This is a genomic window from Nocardia sp. NPDC004123, from assembly GCF_053603795.1.
This window is the reverse complement of sequence record NZ_JBSGGG010000005.1, coordinates 130,199-144,930: the sequence shown is the minus strand read 5'-3', so window position 1 is coordinate 144,930 and position 14,732 is coordinate 130,199. Positions and strand designations below refer to the sequence as shown.

15 protein-coding genes and 1 pseudogene are annotated in these 14,732 nt (G+C 68.4%); 5 read left to right on the top strand and 11 right to left on the bottom strand.

Annotated features, from left to right (window positions below):
- Positions 1–8 precede the first annotated feature (8 nt).
- Both ACWEQQ_RS08855 and ACWEQQ_RS08850 read right to left on the bottom strand, forming a co-directional pair.
- A complete protein-coding gene (locus ACWEQQ_RS08855) occupies positions 9–416 on the bottom strand; it encodes an AMP-binding protein (RefSeq protein ID WP_354837609.1) in 408 nt (135 codons plus the stop codon).
- A 147-nt stretch (positions 417–563) separates the two neighbouring features.
- Positions 564–1,427, bottom strand: a complete 864-nt coding sequence (locus ACWEQQ_RS08850) for a helix-turn-helix domain-containing protein (protein WP_452345086.1) — start codon at positions 1,425–1,427, stop codon at positions 564–566.
- Between the two features lie 262 nt (positions 1,428–1,689).
- On the opposite strand from ACWEQQ_RS08850, the gene ACWEQQ_RS08845 reads away from it, so the two are divergent.
- Both ACWEQQ_RS08845 and ACWEQQ_RS08840 read left to right on the top strand, forming a co-directional pair.
- Positions 1,690–2,049 carry a DUF4254 domain-containing protein gene (locus ACWEQQ_RS08845; protein WP_452345098.1) on the top strand — a complete coding sequence of 120 codons (360 nt, stop codon included), beginning with the start codon at positions 1,690–1,692 and terminating at the stop codon, positions 2,047–2,049.
- A 320-nt stretch (positions 2,050–2,369) separates the two neighbouring features.
- Positions 2,370–2,732 carry a hypothetical protein gene (locus ACWEQQ_RS08840; RefSeq protein ID WP_452347816.1) on the top strand — a complete coding sequence of 121 codons (363 nt, stop codon included), beginning with the start codon at positions 2,370–2,372 and terminating at the stop codon, positions 2,730–2,732.
- Positions 2,733–2,814: 82 nt separating this feature from the next.
- Here the strand turns inward: ACWEQQ_RS08840 and ACWEQQ_RS08835 are convergent.
- From ACWEQQ_RS08835 to ACWEQQ_RS08800, 8 genes and pseudogenes are all read right to left on the bottom strand, one after another.
- A pseudogene (locus ACWEQQ_RS08835) lies at positions 2,815–2,961 on the bottom strand (LysE family translocator); the annotation flags it as partial.
- Positions 2,962–3,214: 253 nt separating this feature from the next.
- Positions 3,215–4,912 (bottom strand): hypothetical protein, encoded by a 1,698-nt coding sequence (locus ACWEQQ_RS08830; protein ID WP_452347815.1) that lies wholly within the window; start codon positions 4,910–4,912, stop codon positions 3,215–3,217.
- Between the two features lie 176 nt (positions 4,913–5,088).
- On the bottom strand, positions 5,089–5,886 hold the full coding sequence (locus ACWEQQ_RS08825) for an ABC transporter permease (protein WP_452347814.1): 798 nt from the start codon (positions 5,884–5,886) through the stop codon (positions 5,089–5,091).
- Between the two features lie 3 nt (positions 5,887–5,889).
- Positions 5,890–6,783 (bottom strand): 2-aminoethylphosphonate ABC transporter permease subunit, encoded by an 894-nt coding sequence (locus ACWEQQ_RS08820; protein ID WP_452347813.1) that lies wholly within the window; start codon positions 6,781–6,783, stop codon positions 5,890–5,892.
- A 166-nt stretch (positions 6,784–6,949) separates the two neighbouring features.
- Positions 6,950–8,131, bottom strand: a complete 1,182-nt coding sequence (locus ACWEQQ_RS08815; RefSeq protein WP_452347812.1) for an ABC transporter ATP-binding protein — start codon at positions 8,129–8,131, stop codon at positions 6,950–6,952.
- 41 nt (positions 8,132–8,172) lie between these two features.
- The gene (locus tag ACWEQQ_RS08810; protein WP_452345079.1) at positions 8,173–9,237 is read right to left on the bottom strand and encodes a 2-aminoethylphosphonate ABC transporter substrate-binding protein; all 1,065 of its coding nucleotides are present in this window, start codon (positions 9,235–9,237) and stop codon (positions 8,173–8,175) included.
- A 109-nt stretch (positions 9,238–9,346) separates the two neighbouring features.
- Positions 9,347–10,033, bottom strand: a complete 687-nt coding sequence (locus tag ACWEQQ_RS08805) for a phosphonatase-like hydrolase (RefSeq protein ID WP_452347811.1) — start codon at positions 10,031–10,033, stop codon at positions 9,347–9,349.
- A 25-nt stretch (positions 10,034–10,058) separates the two neighbouring features.
- A complete protein-coding gene (locus tag ACWEQQ_RS08800; RefSeq protein WP_452347810.1) occupies positions 10,059–11,174 on the bottom strand; it encodes a TIGR03364 family FAD-dependent oxidoreductase in 1,116 nt (371 codons plus the stop codon).
- Between the two features lie 159 nt (positions 11,175–11,333).
- Between ACWEQQ_RS08800 and ACWEQQ_RS08795 the strand changes: the two genes are divergently transcribed.
- Positions 11,334–12,065 carry a GntR family transcriptional regulator gene (locus tag ACWEQQ_RS08795; protein WP_452347950.1) on the top strand — a complete coding sequence of 244 codons (732 nt, stop codon included), beginning with the start codon at positions 11,334–11,336 and terminating at the stop codon, positions 12,063–12,065.
- A gap of 6 nt (positions 12,066–12,071) precedes the next feature.
- Here ACWEQQ_RS08795 and ACWEQQ_RS08790 read toward each other — a convergent pair whose 3' ends face one another.
- Positions 12,072–13,085: an LLM class flavin-dependent oxidoreductase gene (locus ACWEQQ_RS08790; RefSeq protein ID WP_452347809.1), complete on the bottom strand. Its 1,014-nt coding sequence runs from the start codon at positions 13,083–13,085 to the stop codon at positions 12,072–12,074.
- Between the two features lie 128 nt (positions 13,086–13,213).
- Between ACWEQQ_RS08790 and map the strand changes: the two genes are divergently transcribed.
- Positions 13,214–14,077 (top strand): type I methionyl aminopeptidase, encoded by an 864-nt coding sequence (gene map, locus ACWEQQ_RS08785; RefSeq protein WP_452345075.1) that lies wholly within the window; start codon positions 13,214–13,216, stop codon positions 14,075–14,077.
- Positions 14,078–14,085: 8 nt separating this feature from the next.
- A complete protein-coding gene (locus ACWEQQ_RS08780) occupies positions 14,086–14,427 on the top strand; it encodes a hypothetical protein (protein ID WP_452345074.1) in 342 nt (113 codons plus the stop codon).
- Positions 14,428–14,732: the final 305 nt, after the last annotated feature.

The following is a 14,732-nucleotide window of genomic DNA, read 5'->3' as shown; positions in this document are numbered from 1 at the left end:
CGGTACGGTCAGGCTGCGGCCTCCCGTGCCGGCGGCAGTTCCGCCGCGGTGAGCGGGGCGTCCGAACCGGTGAGGTACTGCACCAGCGTGGAGCGGTCGTCGAGCACCAGCCAGCGGCTCGGATCGGTGATCCGCTCCCGGCCGTCCTTGGTGGTGACGCCGAAATCGGCACGGGCCACTGTGGTTTCGGTGGTGAGCGGCACCGGAATCGCGCCGATCTTGGTGATGGCCAGACGGGACACCGCGGCCTCCAGCTGCGGAGTCTCCGCGATCGCGATGCGGGCCCCCGGGTGGGCTCCGAGCCGCAGCAGCATGCGCGCGAGGCGGTTGCTCCAGCGATCCAGTTCGGCGTAGCTCAGTTCGCAGTCGGCGGCGGTCATCGCGATGGCGGCGGGCGATTCGACCGGCTTGCACATCGAACATCATCCTCTCGGAGGGGCGCTTGCGGTGGCGTTCGGTATGTATCTACTGTCGCCGCCGCGCGCCGCGGCCGATAGCGACCACAGTGCTGCCGAAACCCGCTCCGAGGGTGCGGATGAACCCACCCTGGGGTGGGTGGAAGATCAGCCGCCCAGGCCCTCCATGGTCTGGGAGATCATGGCGATGGAGTCGCGCGGGCTCAGCGCCATGGCCCGGAGCTGGTCGAACATCACGCCGTAGCGGCGCACCTCCGGGTGGCCCTCGATCAGTTCGTCACTGGCGATGCCCTCCACGTAGACCAGCTCCGGGTCCGCGGGGTCCGGGAAGTCCAGCAGCGTGAAGGAGCCCAGCATGCCCGGGTGCGCGCCGGCGTCGAAGGGCAGGATCTGCAGGATCACATTGCGCTTCTCGGTGTGCTCCAGCAGCAGGGTGAATTGCTGGAACATCACCTCCGGGCCGCCCACCAGCCGGCGGATGACGGCCTCGTCCAGCACCACCCACAGCTCCAGCGGATCGTCCTTGGTGAGCACCTTGGCCCGCTCCTGGCGCGCCCGGATGCGTTGCTCGATAACCTGATCCGAGATCTTGGGCATGGTGGTCTGGTACACCGCGTTCGCGTACGCCTCGGTCTGTAGCAGGCCGGGGACATAGGTGGACTGGAAGAACCGAGCCGAGAGCGCCTCGGCTTCGAAGTTGATGTAGGCGCCGTAGACCTCCGACACCGCATCCTCGAAAGACCGTGCCATGCCTGGGCGGAGCGCATCCACCAGCAACTGCAAGGCATCTGAACGTTGCGGCTCGCCGATGCCGTAGAGGTCCAGCATGGCCGTCAGGGTGCGGCGCTGGGGCCTGGCCTGTGCGGTTTCGATGCGGTAGAGGGTGGTCACGTTGATGCCGGTCTTCGCGCTGACCACTTCTTTGCTGAGCTGCGCGTTCTCGCGCATCTCGTGCAGCATCGCGGCGAGCCGCCGCAAACGGACGGTGAGCACGGTGCGCTTGCCTGCCATGACAACCCTTTCCCTTGTCGCACTTGCTAGAACGCAGTATTGCGTTCTTGCATTTGTAAGAGCATGATCCAGCTAGCCTATTCGTGAACAACCGATCCGATGACCGGTATAGCTGAATCCGGAGACCAATCATGTTGGTGCGATTAGTGATGCTGTCGGGTGCGTATAGGGAGTCTCGATGACCATGTCGATAGCCGGCGTCCTGCCGACCGCTCCGCAATTGCTCTGTGCCTTCCAGGGGAGGCGATTTCAAGATCGAGTGTTGCTACGGTCGGCGCACGCTCTCGCCGAACTGCACGAACGTCGCGGCCAGCTACGGGATCCCATGATGATCAACGAGATCGATTGTCGCCGCAGCGAACTCGTTGACGATATCAATGATTGGGTGGAACAGGAACTGCCGCAACACCGCAACGGCGCCACGCTGCACACCGAGAGCCTGGGCGCGGTCGTCGACCGTATGGCCCGGAGCTGGGTGGAGGCCAATCAGGTGATCGATCACGAGGGCGCGGCCAGTGACAACACCCATAAACACTGGTACCACCTGGCCGAACTGGTGGACGGCTACACTGATCTCGTAATCGACGTGGCCGGTGGCCGCCGCCGTTTACCAGAACAATGATTCCAAATGCATTGACACAATTGATGTATTGCCACCGAATCGTTGATCGTCAGCGGTGACGTCAGCCGAGTCGTGTTATCGGACCAATAGGTCGCTCGAACCGTAGGACGTCGCCCGCCCGAGACGGCGGGCGCAACGGGGCGCCCCGCCCGGCGTGCCGCGTGGTCGACTGGCGCGGCACGCCCGCCTGGATAAATCGCGGAGCGCCCCAAAACCATCCGTGCGGTTTTTGTTCACGCCATGTTTCATTCACATGGCGGCGGATTCACAAAATTGCGGGTGTAATACGGCGTTTCACATTTCGAGGGAGGGAGTTCGTCATGAACACGGGCGAGGGCACGGCCACCGAGCTCTACCGGCGGGCCCAGGACGGCACATTCCGCCTGGAGGTGGGGGCGGCGCGTACCTGCGCCGCACACTTCCTGCGGTTCGCAGACGCACTGGACCCGCAAATCGAGCGCAGCCACGATACCCATACCCTCACTGGCTTCGGGGATTTCGACTCCGCCCACCAACTCCGGCGCGGTTTCGAACACAAGGGCCGCCAGCTCACCGAGGCCCTGAGCGCCCTGCAGCACTCCGCCCTCGACATGGCCGCCGCCTGCCTGCTGGCCGCCGGCCTGATCGAGGCCACTGACGCCACCTACTCGCGCACCCTGCTGGCCGCCACCGCCGGCCTCTGAGACTTCGGGTCTTGTTGATCCCTCACCCGGAGAAGGTTGGGCCGGTATCCGCCGAACGGGTACCGGCCCAATTCTTGTCGCACACCACATCCGAAAGCACCTGCAGCACCGCGAAGATCGCCCCTACCACCAGGAACTGCACCGGCAGCCACCCGTTGGCGGGCACCGCGAACTGCGGCAGCACCGCCGCGAAGAACACCACCGTCTTCGGATTCGTCGCCCCTACCACCCCGAATGCCACCACATGCGACACAGGCACTATCACCCCAGGGTAATGGCCCGCAACGGCCGTGAGTGCCGAAAACCGTTGCCCCGCTGATGATCTATCCGTCGAGCTCGTCCGGTAGCAGCCACGCTCGACCGCCGCCCGGCAGCCCACGCTCTCCACTCCGAGGCCTGCGCGTGCACACGGATCAACTGGTCCCGCAGACGCCCCGCCGCAGACGGGTCATCCCAAGCTCACCGATTGAGATGGGTTGGGGTCAGCGGTCTTTCCAGTAGTTGTCGGGGCCTACCAGGTTGAGGATGGTGCGGGAGGGGGCCTCGAGGTTGGGTTCGAGGGAGGCGTCGACTGCGAGGTTGATATAGAGGGAGTAGGACTCGTAGAGGTAGCGGTATTCCTGGCTGCCCCAGCTGGAGTAGGTGGCCTTGAAGAGGGTGTCGGTGTTGGCCTGGCAGACGCTGGAGCCGACGCCCTGGGTGGGGCACCAGACGTCCCAGATCTGGTCCTGGCCCTTGAGGCCGTTGTAGAGGGTTTCGGCCTCGGTGTTGGAGGGAAAGGCGAAGACCTCGATGGAGGTCAGGATCTTCTCGGAGGCGTCGAGGTAGACGCCGGTCATCATCTGCTGGCACTTGTTGTTCTGCAGCGCCGTCTTCACGTTCTGCGACATATTGCTGGAGACGCAGTCCTTGGGGCCGAAGGAGTGACGGGTGAACACCACGCCCTTGCTGTCGGTGAAGCTCTGCGGCAGTAGGGCGTCCGCCGTGAACGGGGTCTTGTCGGTGGACTGCTTGTTGAGGGTGTTCTTGTCGAAGCCCGCGGTGGTGCTGGTCGGCGGGGCCGTCGTGGTGGTGGTCGTGGAGGTGCCGGCGGCCGAGTTCTTGCTGGAGTCCTTGCCGGTGAGCACCACCGCGCCCACCGCGATGGCGATGACCAGTACCACCAGCAGGACGCCGAGGATCACCTTGAGTGCCGTGTTCGCTGAATTGGACTGCGGTGCAGTCGAATACGCCACCGGCTGCTGCGGGTTGAACCAACCGCTCGGTGGGCTCGGCGTGGTCGGCGCGCCGAACGCCACCGTCGGCATGGCGGGCGCACTGGCCGGCTGTCCGGCGTGCCGATCCAGCACCGCCAGCGCCTCGGGCACATAGTTCGCGCCGTCGGGCGTCAGATACACCGCCCGCAGGGTGTCACTCCACTCCGTCGCGGAGGGCCGGGCGTCCGGCCCGAATCCGCCATTGCTGAAGGCCCGGTCGAACAGCGCCCGCACCCGCGGGTCGAGATCGGCGGGCACCCCGGACGGCTGCCACGGCGCACCGGGCGCCCCCGCCCCGGCATCCGGCAGCAACGTCCGATACACCAGCACCGCCAGGTCGTACCGATCCTTGAACCGGTCGTGGGTCGCTTCGAGCGTCGTCGGCCCGGCCGTGTCGATGACGTACACCAGCGGCGCGGCCGGCTGCCACAGCACGTTCTTGGCGGACAGGTCCCCGTGCACGAATTGCCGCTCCTCGAGCACCCGCGCGATGTCGCTCAGCCGGATCGCCAGCCCGGCCCGGAAATACGACGCCACCTGCCCGGGCGCGGCCCACAGCTGATCCAGCGTGCGCGGCCGCCCGTCCGGCTGCAGGAAGTCCATGGGGATCAGCGGCAGCACGGTCCCGGCCAGCATCCCCTCGTGCAGCACCAGATCGATCGGCCAGTTCACCGCCTCGGCGGCGTCCCCGGTGGATCCGCCCGCGGCCTCGGCGGCGAGGACGGTCTGCCGCCCGAAGAGCATGGCCTGCCGGGCTGATTCGATGACGTCGGGACCGGTGACCGGAGTCCGGTACAGCTTGTAGAGCCGCTGGAGCCCGCGCGGATCCCGGCACAGGTACTGCACCGACCGGTTGCCCCCGGTATAGAACGGTTCGCTGTCCACGTCATAGGACTCACCGGACAACCCTGCTACGACCACCATCGAACTACCCCCGCCCGAGCAGTAACTCCGACAACGCGAACGAACGCGACAACGCGGCGAGCCTAACCGTTCAACTGTCCGCCACGCCCGGCAATAAACGCAAGACACCGCTGACCGTCCCCTCACTGGCAGCGGTCAGCGGTGTGGTGCGGTCGACCCGAAAGCTGACCCGGCAGTCAGCGCAGCGCCGCACGACCTTTCAAGCGGCCCAGGATCACCAGGGCGAGGAGCGTGACCAGCACCAGCAGCGTGGTACTGGCCGCGGCATCGAAGACTTCGCCGCGGTCGGTGGCCGCGAAAATGGCCACCGGCAGGGTTTTCCAGGTCGCGGGGTAGACCATGATGGTCGCCCCCAGCTCACCCATGGACAGTGCGATGGCCAGCCCCGCCGCCGCGCCGAGCGCGGGCAGCAGCAGCGGCAGCGTGATCCGGAACAGGACCCGCGCCGGTCCGGCGCCGAGCGATTCGGCGGCCTGCCGATAGCCGGGGTCGAGCCGGTCCAGCGCCGCGGAGACCCCGCTGAAGGCGTAGGCCAGCACGAGCACCGTATGCGCCAGGATCACGATCCATTTGGTGCCGCCCAGCAGCAGCGGCCGCTCGTTGAAGGTGATGAGCACGCCCAGGCCGATCGCCACCGATGGCACCGCGACCGGCACATGGAACACCGCGTCGGTGAGCCGCCGCAGCCGGCCGGGCGCCTCCATCGACGCCAGCGCCGCCCAGGTGCCCAGCGCCAGCGAGAGCAGACCCGCCAGCAGCGCGGTCTGCAGGCTCACCGACAGGCTCGCGGACTCCTCACCCGACAGGGCCCGGGAGAAGTTCGCGAACCCCAGCTGCGAGGGCAGCGGCCCGTTCCAGCGTCCGGCCAGCGCCGCCGCCACCACGGTCGCGATGGGCGCCACGAACACCACGGCCACCACGACCCCGAACACGGCGAGCACCGCGGCCCGCCCGCGCCTGGTCCACACCAGCATGGTTCAGCTCTCCTTCCGCGCACCGGTGAGGCGCGCGAACAGCAGTCGGTATCCGAGATACAGGCCGAGCGACAGCAATACCTGCACCGAGGCCAGCACCGCGGCCCCCGGCAGATCGAAGGTGACGATGCCGCGCGTGTAGATCAGCGCGGGCAGCGTGATGACACCCTTGGCCCCGGTGAACAGCACGATGCCGAATTCGTTGAGGGTCAACAGGAGCGTGAGGCTGCCACCTGCCGCCAGCGCGGGCCAGGCCTCCGGCATCACCACCTGCGCCAGCACCCGCCACGGCGAGGCGCCCAGACTGGAGGCCACATCCAGCTGTTCGCGCGGCAGCTGCGCGAACGCGGCCAGCAGCGGCCGCACCACGAACGGCGTGAAGAAGGTGACCTCGGCGAGGATCACGCCCCAGGGCGTGCTGAGGAAGTTCACTACCGGCCGCGTACCACCGGTGATCTGGTTGATGAGCGCGTTCACCGCCCCCGCTGTCCCGTACAGGAACGTGAAGGCCAGTGTCACGAGGAAGGACGGCAGGGTCAGCACCGAGTCGATGAGCCGACCCACCAGTTGCGCACCGGGAAACGGCACGAATGCCAGCACGATCGCCAGGAATGTCCCCAGCAGCAGGCAGCCGATGGTCGAGCTGACCGCGATGGTCACGGTGCGCATCAGCGCATTCCGGAACGACTCTTCGGCCAGCACCGCCGACCAGGTCCCGACCCCTCGCCCGGACTTGGTCTTGGTCGATTCCAAGAGCACCCGCACGATCGGATACACCGCGATCAGCAGCACCGTCAGCACCGGCGGCAGTGTCCACAGCACCGGCCGCCACGACCGTCCCGGCTCGCGAGTCCCGGGAGCCTCTGCCGCGGAAGGAGATTCGAGCAGGGCGGTCACGACGGCCTCCCGTCCCGCATCGCGGCCGACCCGGCGAACCGCTCGGACCCCTCGTCGGCGGTCACCGCGCGCCGTCGCGACACCGTCCGCCGTTCTTCCCGCAGCGGACTCGATGTCACTGCGGCATAGTCGAATTCACCCGTGGCTCGACGGGTCGGCGGGGCGGTCATGCGCGGACCTCGCCGTCGGCGGCGGAGTCGGTGCCGATGCCCGGCGGGATGAGCACCCCGGCCGGGTCGGGGAAGCGTACGCCGATGTGGTCGCCGGGCGCGATCTCGGTGTGGCCCAGGACATCCGCGGTGAGTTCGGCGGGGATGCCCGCCACATCGAGGTGCAGCCGGGTCGAGGCGCCCTTCCAGACGCTGGTGATCACGGTGGCGCGCAGCGCATCTCGTTCGGTGAGCGGCACGATGCGCACGGTATGCGGCCGGACGCACAACTGGGCGTCGGCATTCGGTGCCCAGTCCGGGCGTCCCACGCCGGGCGGCGGCGCGTCCGCGCGCAGCGTGTGCTCGCCGACGGTCACCAGCGCGGCGGTGCCGGAGACGTGTTTGACCGTGCAGGCCAGCAGATTCGCGCCGCCCAGGAAGGATGCGGTGAATTCGGTGGCGGGTTGCTGCCACAGTGTGCGCGCGGTATCGATGTCGACCAGCCGCGCGTCGCGCATGACCGCGATGCGGTCGGCCAGCGCGAGCGCCTCGGCTTGGTCGTGGGTCACGTACAGCATCGCCGTGTCCGGCAAGGCCTTTCGCAGCTGCTGCAGCTCGCCGAGCATGTTCTGGCGCAATTGCGCGTCCAGCGCCGCGAGGGGCTCGTCGAGCAGCAGCACCCGGGGCCGGATGGCGAGCGCCCGCGCGATGGCGACGCGCTGCTGCTGCCCGCCGGACAGCTCGCGCGGCAGCCGCTTGGCGTAGGCGCCCATGCCGACCATGTCCAGGGCCTCGGTCACCCGGGCCCCGATCTCGTTGCGCGGCACGCGATGTGCCTTCAGTCCGAAGGCCACATTGTCGTGCACCCGCATGTGCGGGAACAGCGCGTAGGACTGCACCACCACCCCGATGCCGCGCTTGGCGGGGGAGAGGTCGGTGACGTCGCGGCCGGCCAGCCGCACCGCGCCCGAGGTGGGCCGGACGAACCCGGCCAGCGCCTTGAGCGCGGTGGACTTGCCGGAACCGCTGGGCCCCAGGAGCGCGACCGTTTCCCCCGCGGCCACCCGCAGGTTGAAATCGGCCAGTGCCACAGTGGATCTACGGCCGCGGCCGTAGGTGACTCCGACCCGGTCGAACACGATGGCCGGTTCGTCGGTGGTCTCGCCGGCCACCGTGGATGTCGTCAACGCGGAGGACATGGTTGCTGCTCCTGGGGCTGGTATCGGACTGACGCCGTGCGCTAGCTACCGGTGGCCTTGGTGTAGGCGGCCACGTCGGCGTCGAGGTTGTCGAGCACGGAGGTCCAGTCGGGGTGCAGGACGGTCACGTCCTTGATGGTCGAGGCCGGGGACGGGCCGTTGCCGGTGGCCGGGGCGCTCGCCAGATCCGTGCGGGACGGGATGGCGAAGGTGTCGGGCAGCGACTTCTGCACGTCGGCCGAGAGCAGGAACTCCATCAGCTTCTTGGCCGCGTCCGAATGCGGCGCGCCCTTGGCCATGCCCATCAGGTAGGGCAGCGAGACGGTCGACTTCTTGCCGTCGGCGGACGCCGGGAAGAAGACATTGAACTTGGAGCCGCTCTTGACGCTCTGCAGGTTCATCTGCACATCGCCGTTGGCGATGAGGATCTCGCCCTTGTCCACCTTGGCCTGCAGCTTGCCGGTGGAGGAGGACGGGCCGACATTGTTGGCCTGCAGCTTGGCCAGGTAGTCGAGCGCGCCCTGCTTGCCCATGAGCTGCTGCAGCAGCACCAGCACCGCGGTGCCGTCACCTGCCTGACCGGGGGTGGAGTACTGCAGCTTGCCCTTGTAGTCGGGCTTGAGCAGGTCGTCCCAGGTCAGTTTGGTGGCGTCGACCGACGGGTTGGCGATGAAGCACAGGTAGTTGCCCGCCAGGGAAACCCACTTGCCGTTGGCGTCCTTGTCGGCGGCGGCGACCGCGCCGGTGTCCACGCCGCTGGCCTGCAGCAGTCCGGACTTGTCGGCCTTCTGCATGAACGGCGGCAGGGTGACGACGACGTCGGCCTGCGGGTTGGACTGTTCCTTCTCCACCCGGCTGACGACCTCGCCGGAGCCGGCTTCCACCTCGTTGACCGTGATGCCGGTCTGCGCCTTGAACTTCTCGAAGACGGGCTTGTACCAGTCGCCGAGGCCATCGACGGAGTAGACGGTGACCGTCTTGCCGTCCTTCGAGTCGCTGCCGGTGCCGCCGCAGGCGGTCAGGCTGAAGGCGACCGCGGTGGCGGAGGTCAGGATGAGAGCGGTGCGGGCGATGTTGCGTGCGAGGCGGTTGTTCGAAATACGCACGGTGACTGCACTTTCAGTTCAGGGGACGGTCGAGTCGAAGACTGGGTGGAATCGATGGGATGGGGGTACTCCGCCGCCCGGGCGAGGCGCGCCCGGGCGGCGGAATTCTCTAGCCGCGCTCGGCCAGCAGCAGCTGCGCGAATTCGGTGACCGACGGCACCACGTGGGTCGCTCCCGCGGCCCGCAGCTGCTCCTCGGTGTGCGCGCCGGTCAGCGTGCCCGCGACGATGCGCGCGCCCGCGGCCAGGCCGGTGGCGATATCGCTGGACGTATCACCCAGCACCGCAACGCGATCCACGGCGTCGGCCTGCAGCCGCAGCACGGCGGTGAGCACCATGTCGGGGTAGGGGCGGCCGCGCCCGGCGTCGGAGGGGACCAGGGCCAGATCGGCGATGTCGTTCCAGCCCAGCGCGTTCAGCAGTCTGTCCTGGGTCTCGCGGCTGAACCCTGTGGTCAGCGCCACCTTGATGCCCGCCGCCCGCAGCGCCGAAATAGCCTCCGCGGCACCGGGAATCGGGTTCACGCCCGCCTCGGCGAACTCCGCGTAGGCGGCCTCGAAGGCGCGGTTGGCCAGCTGGGCGCGGTCCTCGTCGCCGAGCAGGGTACGGAAGCACCGGATCTTGGACTGGCCCATGGTGTCCCGCACGAAGGTGCGGGCCGCCTCGCGCTCTGGGCCCTCGGCGGGCACGCCCGCGGCGGTGATGGCCGCCTCGAACGCCCGCTCGACCAGCCCGTCGTCGGCGACGGTGGTGCCCGCCATATCGAGGACGGCGAGTTCGATCTGCTTGTCGGACACGGTGATTCCTTTGATCGAGGAGGTCTCAGAGCGAGAGGAGGTCGGCGGTCTCGTCGCCGAGGGCGGGGCCGAGCGTCATGCCGCGGCCACCCGGACCGGTGACCACCCAGACGCCGTCGGCCGCCTGCGCGCGGGTGACGATGGTGCCCGGATCGATGGACTGGCTGTACACGCCCGCCCAGCGCCGCACGATCGGCGGCAGCTTGCGGCCCAGCAGTTCCTCCATCACGCCGGTGAGGTGCTCGTAGGGGGCCTCGTCCACGTCGAAGGTGAACGGCTCGTCGTACTCGTGGGTGTCGCCGATGGTGAGTCCGCCGTGCAGGCGCTGCACGGCCAGCAGCTGCATCTTGTGCTGGGCGGCGGTGAACGGCTGCGCCTCTTCACGATTGAGCCGGTCCAGCTCCGGGCCGGCGAAGGCCGGGTAGTAGCGGAAGCTGTCGCCGTCGGCGATGGCGGTGGTGAGCGGTTCGCCCAGGGGGGCGGTCTGCATCATCTGCAGCCGCACCCGGCGCACCGGAATGTCGCCCACCAGTTCGCGGGTCAGGCCGGTGTGCGCGGCGCCCGGGCAGACCAGCACCAGATCGCCCTCGTGGCGGCGGCCGCGGTCGTCGATCACGGTGGTGCCGGTGACGGCGCGGGCCTCGGTGCCGGCGAAGAAGGCATAGCGTTCAGTGGCCTCCATGTAGCGCCGCAGGGCGGGCAGCGCCTGCCGGGACTCCACGGCGGCATCGGTCGAACAGTGCAGGCCCGCAAGGAATTTGCCGCGCAGCGCGGGGTTCAGCGCGCGCACCCGGTCGACGTCGAGCAGTTCGAAGCCGCGTTCGGCGGCCGAGGGGTGGGCCGCGGCGGCCTCGGCCACCGCGAGCTCGTTCTCCGAGCGCACGAGCGTGAGGGAACCGGCCGCGCGGAAGCCGACGCCGGGGACCTGGCCGCCGATCTCCTCCCACAGCTGCCGCGAGCGCAGGGTGAGCTCCAATTCGTGTGCGCTGCGCCCCGATACCCACACCAGACCGAAGTTGCGTACGGTCGCGCCGCGGGCTTCGACCTCGCGCTCGAGCTGGATGACGTGGTGGCCGCGCCGGATGGCGGCCAGAGCGTGGGCGGTACCGAGGATCCCTCCGCCGATGATGACCAATCGCATGGAATCATCCTGAGCAATGGTCTAGACCTACGAGTGTTTCGTGTGGAAACGGTAGGTTAATAATTGGTATAGACCAATTCTGTGTAGGCTGGGGTGATGGACACGAGGGAGGCTGCCGGGGTGGAAGACCAGGTGGAGCCAGGCCGTCCGCTGGGTGAAATGCCCGGCGCCGGAACCGATTCCGCGCCGAACGCGCGCCTGCCGAGGTCGTACCGCGTGCGCGCGGAACTCGAGGCGCTGCTCACCGAACTCTCCGAGGGCGACCCGCTGCCCTCGGAGCGCGAACTGGCCCTGCGCTGCGGCGTCGCCCGCGAAACCGTGCGTCAGGCCGTGCGAGAACTCTTGGTGGAAGGCCGTATTCGCCGTCAGGGCCGCGGCACGGTGGTCTCGCGCCCGAAGATGGTGCAGCCCCTGTCGCTGCGCTCCTACACCGAGGGCGCGATCAAGTTCGGCCGCAAACCCGGCCGTCTGCTCGTCGAATGGACCGATATCCCGGCGGACCAGGACACCGCCCGGGACCTCGCGCTCGAACCCGGCACACCGGTCATGCATCTGGAGCGCATCCTGCTCGCCGACGGCGAGCGCATCGGCCTGGAGAGCACCTGGATGCCGCTGGACCGCTTCGCCGTGCTGCGCGAGTTCTACAACCCGGAGACCTCGCTGTACGCCGCCACCCGCGGCATGGGCGTGGTCTACGCGGTCGCCACCGAGCGCATCGAAACCGTGCTCGCCTCACCGCGCGAGGCCGCCCTGCTGGAATGCACGACGGCCCTGCCGATGCTGCTGCTGCACCGCCGCAGTGTCGACGGTGAAGGCGTGCCCATCGAACGCGTGCGCTCGCTCTACCGCGGCGACCGCATCGCCTTCCAGGCCAGACTCACCGATTACTGACGCCGATCAGCCGAGCTGCGGGGCAACCTTGCCGCCCAGCAGTTCGATGGTGTGCAGCACCTTCTCGTGTGGCAGCGTGCCCACGCTGGCGTGCAGCATGAACCGGTCCAGTCCGAGCGTGTCACGGACATCGGCGATCTTCTCCGCCACATAGTCCGGCGTGCCCACGAACAGCGAACCGCTCTGCGAGCGCAGGGCATCGAACTGCTGCCGGGTCATCGGACCCCAGCCGCGCTCGCGCCCGATTCCGGACATGGCCCGCGCGTACGGCGCGTAGAAGTCCTCGACGGCTTCCTTGTCGGTGTCGGCGACATACCCGTGCGCGTGCACCGCCACCGGCTGCGGCTCGTGCCCGCCTTCCTCCAGCGCGCGGTGATACAGATCCACCAGCGGCTTGAACCGCGCCGGTTGCCCGCCGATGATGGCGATGGCCAGCGGCAGGCCCAGCAGCCCTGCCCGCACGACGGATTCGGGGCTGCCGCCCACCGCGATCCACACCGGCAGCGGCCGATTCTCGGTGCGCGGGTAGACGATCGCGTCGGTCAGCGGTGCGCGGAACCTGCCGGACCAGGTGACCGGCTCCTCCTCGCGGATCTTCAGCAGCAGCGCGAGTTTCTCCTCGAAGAGCTCGTCGTAGTCGCCGAGGTCGTACCCGAACAGCGGGAACGATTCGATGAACGACCCACGTCCGGCCATCAATTCGGCCCGCCCGTTCGAAATCCCGTCCAGCGTCGAGAAATCCTGGAAGGCCCGCACCGGGTCGGCGGAGCTCAGCACGGTCACCGCGCTGGTGAGCTGGATCCGTTCGGTGCGTGACGCGATGGCCGCCAGTACGACGGCCGGCGAGGACGCGGCGAAGTCCTTGCGGTGATGCTCACCGACGCCGTAGACGTCCAGCCCGGCCTGTTCGGTGGCCACTGCCTCCTCGACCACCTGCCGCAACCGCTCGCCCGCGGTCGGCACCGGCCCGTCTCCGCCGACAGGATGAGTTTCAGCGAATGTCGTCAGTCCCAGTTCCACGGCCGGAACCCCTCTCGAGTCTTGTTTCCAAGTCAACTGGAAGCATAAACGGACCACGGTCCGGAAGAATTCCCCCGTACCCGGACCTGGGAATCTCGCGATCCGGACCGGCAGATAGTCTGGTACCCATGTCTGTGCGCACCCGCAAGCCCCTCGCTCCCGGGCAGCAGTCGCCCATTCGCGAGGTCCCGAAGAACATCGAGCGACCCGAGTACGTCTGGAAGAAGACGGCCAAGGAGGGACACGAGCCCTGGGTGCAGACCCCGGAGACCATCGAGAAGATGCGGATCGCGGGCAAGATCGCGGCCCAGGCCCTGGAAGAGGCCGGTAAGGCCGTCGCTCCCGGCGTCACCACCGACGAGCTGGACCGGATCGCGCACGAGTACATGCTCGACCACGGCGCGTACCCATCGACCCTGGGCTACAAGGGATTTCCCAAGTCCTGCTGCACCTCGCTGAACGAGGTCATCTGCCACGGCATTCCGGACTCGACCGTGATCGAGGACGGTGACATCGTCAATATCGACGTCACCGCCTACATCGGCGGCGTGCACGGCGACACCAACAAGACCTTCCTCGCCGGTGATGTGGACGAGGAGGTGCGCCTGCTGGTCGAGCGCACCGAAGAGGCCACCATGCGGGCCATCAAGGCGGTCAAGCCGGGCCGCGCGCTCAATGTCATCGGCCGCGTCATCGAGGCCTACGCCAACCGTTTCGGCTACGGCGTGGTCCGCGACTTCACCGGCCACGGGGTCGGGCCGACCTTCCACTCCGGCCTGGTCATCCTGCACTACGACCAGCCCGCCGTGGAGTCGGTCATCGAGCCGGGCATGACCTTCACCATCGAGCCCATGATCAACCTGGGCGGCATCGACTACGAGATCTGGGACGACGGCTGGACCGTGGTCACCAAGGACCGCAAGTGGACCGCCCAGTTCGAGCACACCCTCGTCGTCACCGACGACGGCGCCGAGATCCTGACGCTCCCGTGAGAGTCGCGATGCCCCAGCGGGGTACCAGAACTCGGGCGATCGGCTCCCGCGGCCCGCGGCGGAAGAATTCGCGGGTCCTCCCGCCCAACCCTCGCGACGAGGGCCTGGGCGCGCTCCGCGCCACCATGCGCCGCCACGTCGAACTCGCCGCGGGACGGCAGGTGCCGGAAACGGACGACGCCCCCGGCGAGCAGCCCGACGTCGAGGTGACCAACGGCACGGACGTCGAAGCGGACGACGGCCGCGACGTCTACACGAGCCGGGATGCCTACACGAGTAGCGGCCGAGACCCCTACCTCAGCCGGGACGCCTACACCGGCGGTTCGCGAGCGGGGAACAGCCCGCGGTGACGGGTGCGCTGCCGGTCGCGGGTGCCACCTCGGCCGCCGGGAAAAGCGTTGTGGTGGCGGGGTTTTGCCGCCAGCTCGCAGTAGAGAGCGCGGAACGCGTCCGGCCTCACCGTCCTCGCCCTCGGCTGCCGGTGGAGCGTCGGATCGCAGGGGTGAAGGGTGCTGCTGCGGCAGCGGGCGCCACCTCCGAAGCGGGGGTGAGCATTGTCGCGGCCGGGCTTTGCCGGATGTCGGCGAGGCGTGGGGTGAAAGTCGTACCGCGGAGCATGGGGAGCGGCTCTGCGGTGGACGGTATCGGGTGACCC

What these genes read in the sequence shown, in the direction of transcription:
- ACWEQQ_RS08855 (WP_354837609.1), bottom strand. Translation starts at nt 416, where the DNA reads ATGTGCAAGCCGGTCGAATCGCCCGCCGCCATCGCGATGACCGCCGCC.
- ACWEQQ_RS08850 (WP_452345086.1), bottom strand. Translation starts at nt 1,427, where the DNA reads ATGGCAGGCAAGCGCACCGTGCTCACCGTCCGTTTGCGGCGGCTCGCC.
- ACWEQQ_RS08840 (WP_452347816.1), top strand. Translation starts at nt 2,370, where the DNA reads ATGAACACGGGCGAGGGCACGGCCACCGAGCTCTACCGGCGGGCCCAG.
- ACWEQQ_RS08830 (WP_452347815.1), bottom strand. Translation starts at nt 4,912, where the DNA reads ATGGTGGTCGTAGCAGGGTTGTCCGGTGAGTCCTATGACGTGGACAGC.
- ACWEQQ_RS08825 (WP_452347814.1), bottom strand. Translation starts at nt 5,886, where the DNA reads ATGCTGGTGTGGACCAGGCGCGGGCGGGCCGCGGTGCTCGCCGTGTTC.
- ACWEQQ_RS08815 (WP_452347812.1), bottom strand. Translation starts at nt 8,131, where the DNA reads ATGTCCTCCGCGTTGACGACATCCACGGTGGCCGGCGAGACCACCGAC.
- ACWEQQ_RS08800 (WP_452347810.1), bottom strand. Translation starts at nt 11,174, where the DNA reads ATGCGATTGGTCATCATCGGCGGAGGGATCCTCGGTACCGCCCACGCT.
- ACWEQQ_RS08795 (WP_452347950.1), top strand. Translation starts at nt 11,334, where the DNA reads ATGCCCGGCGCCGGAACCGATTCCGCGCCGAACGCGCGCCTGCCGAGG.
- map (WP_452345075.1), top strand. Translation starts at nt 13,214, where the DNA reads ATGTCTGTGCGCACCCGCAAGCCCCTCGCTCCCGGGCAGCAGTCGCCC.
- ACWEQQ_RS08780 (WP_452345074.1), top strand. Translation starts at nt 14,086, where the DNA reads ATGCCCCAGCGGGGTACCAGAACTCGGGCGATCGGCTCCCGCGGCCCG.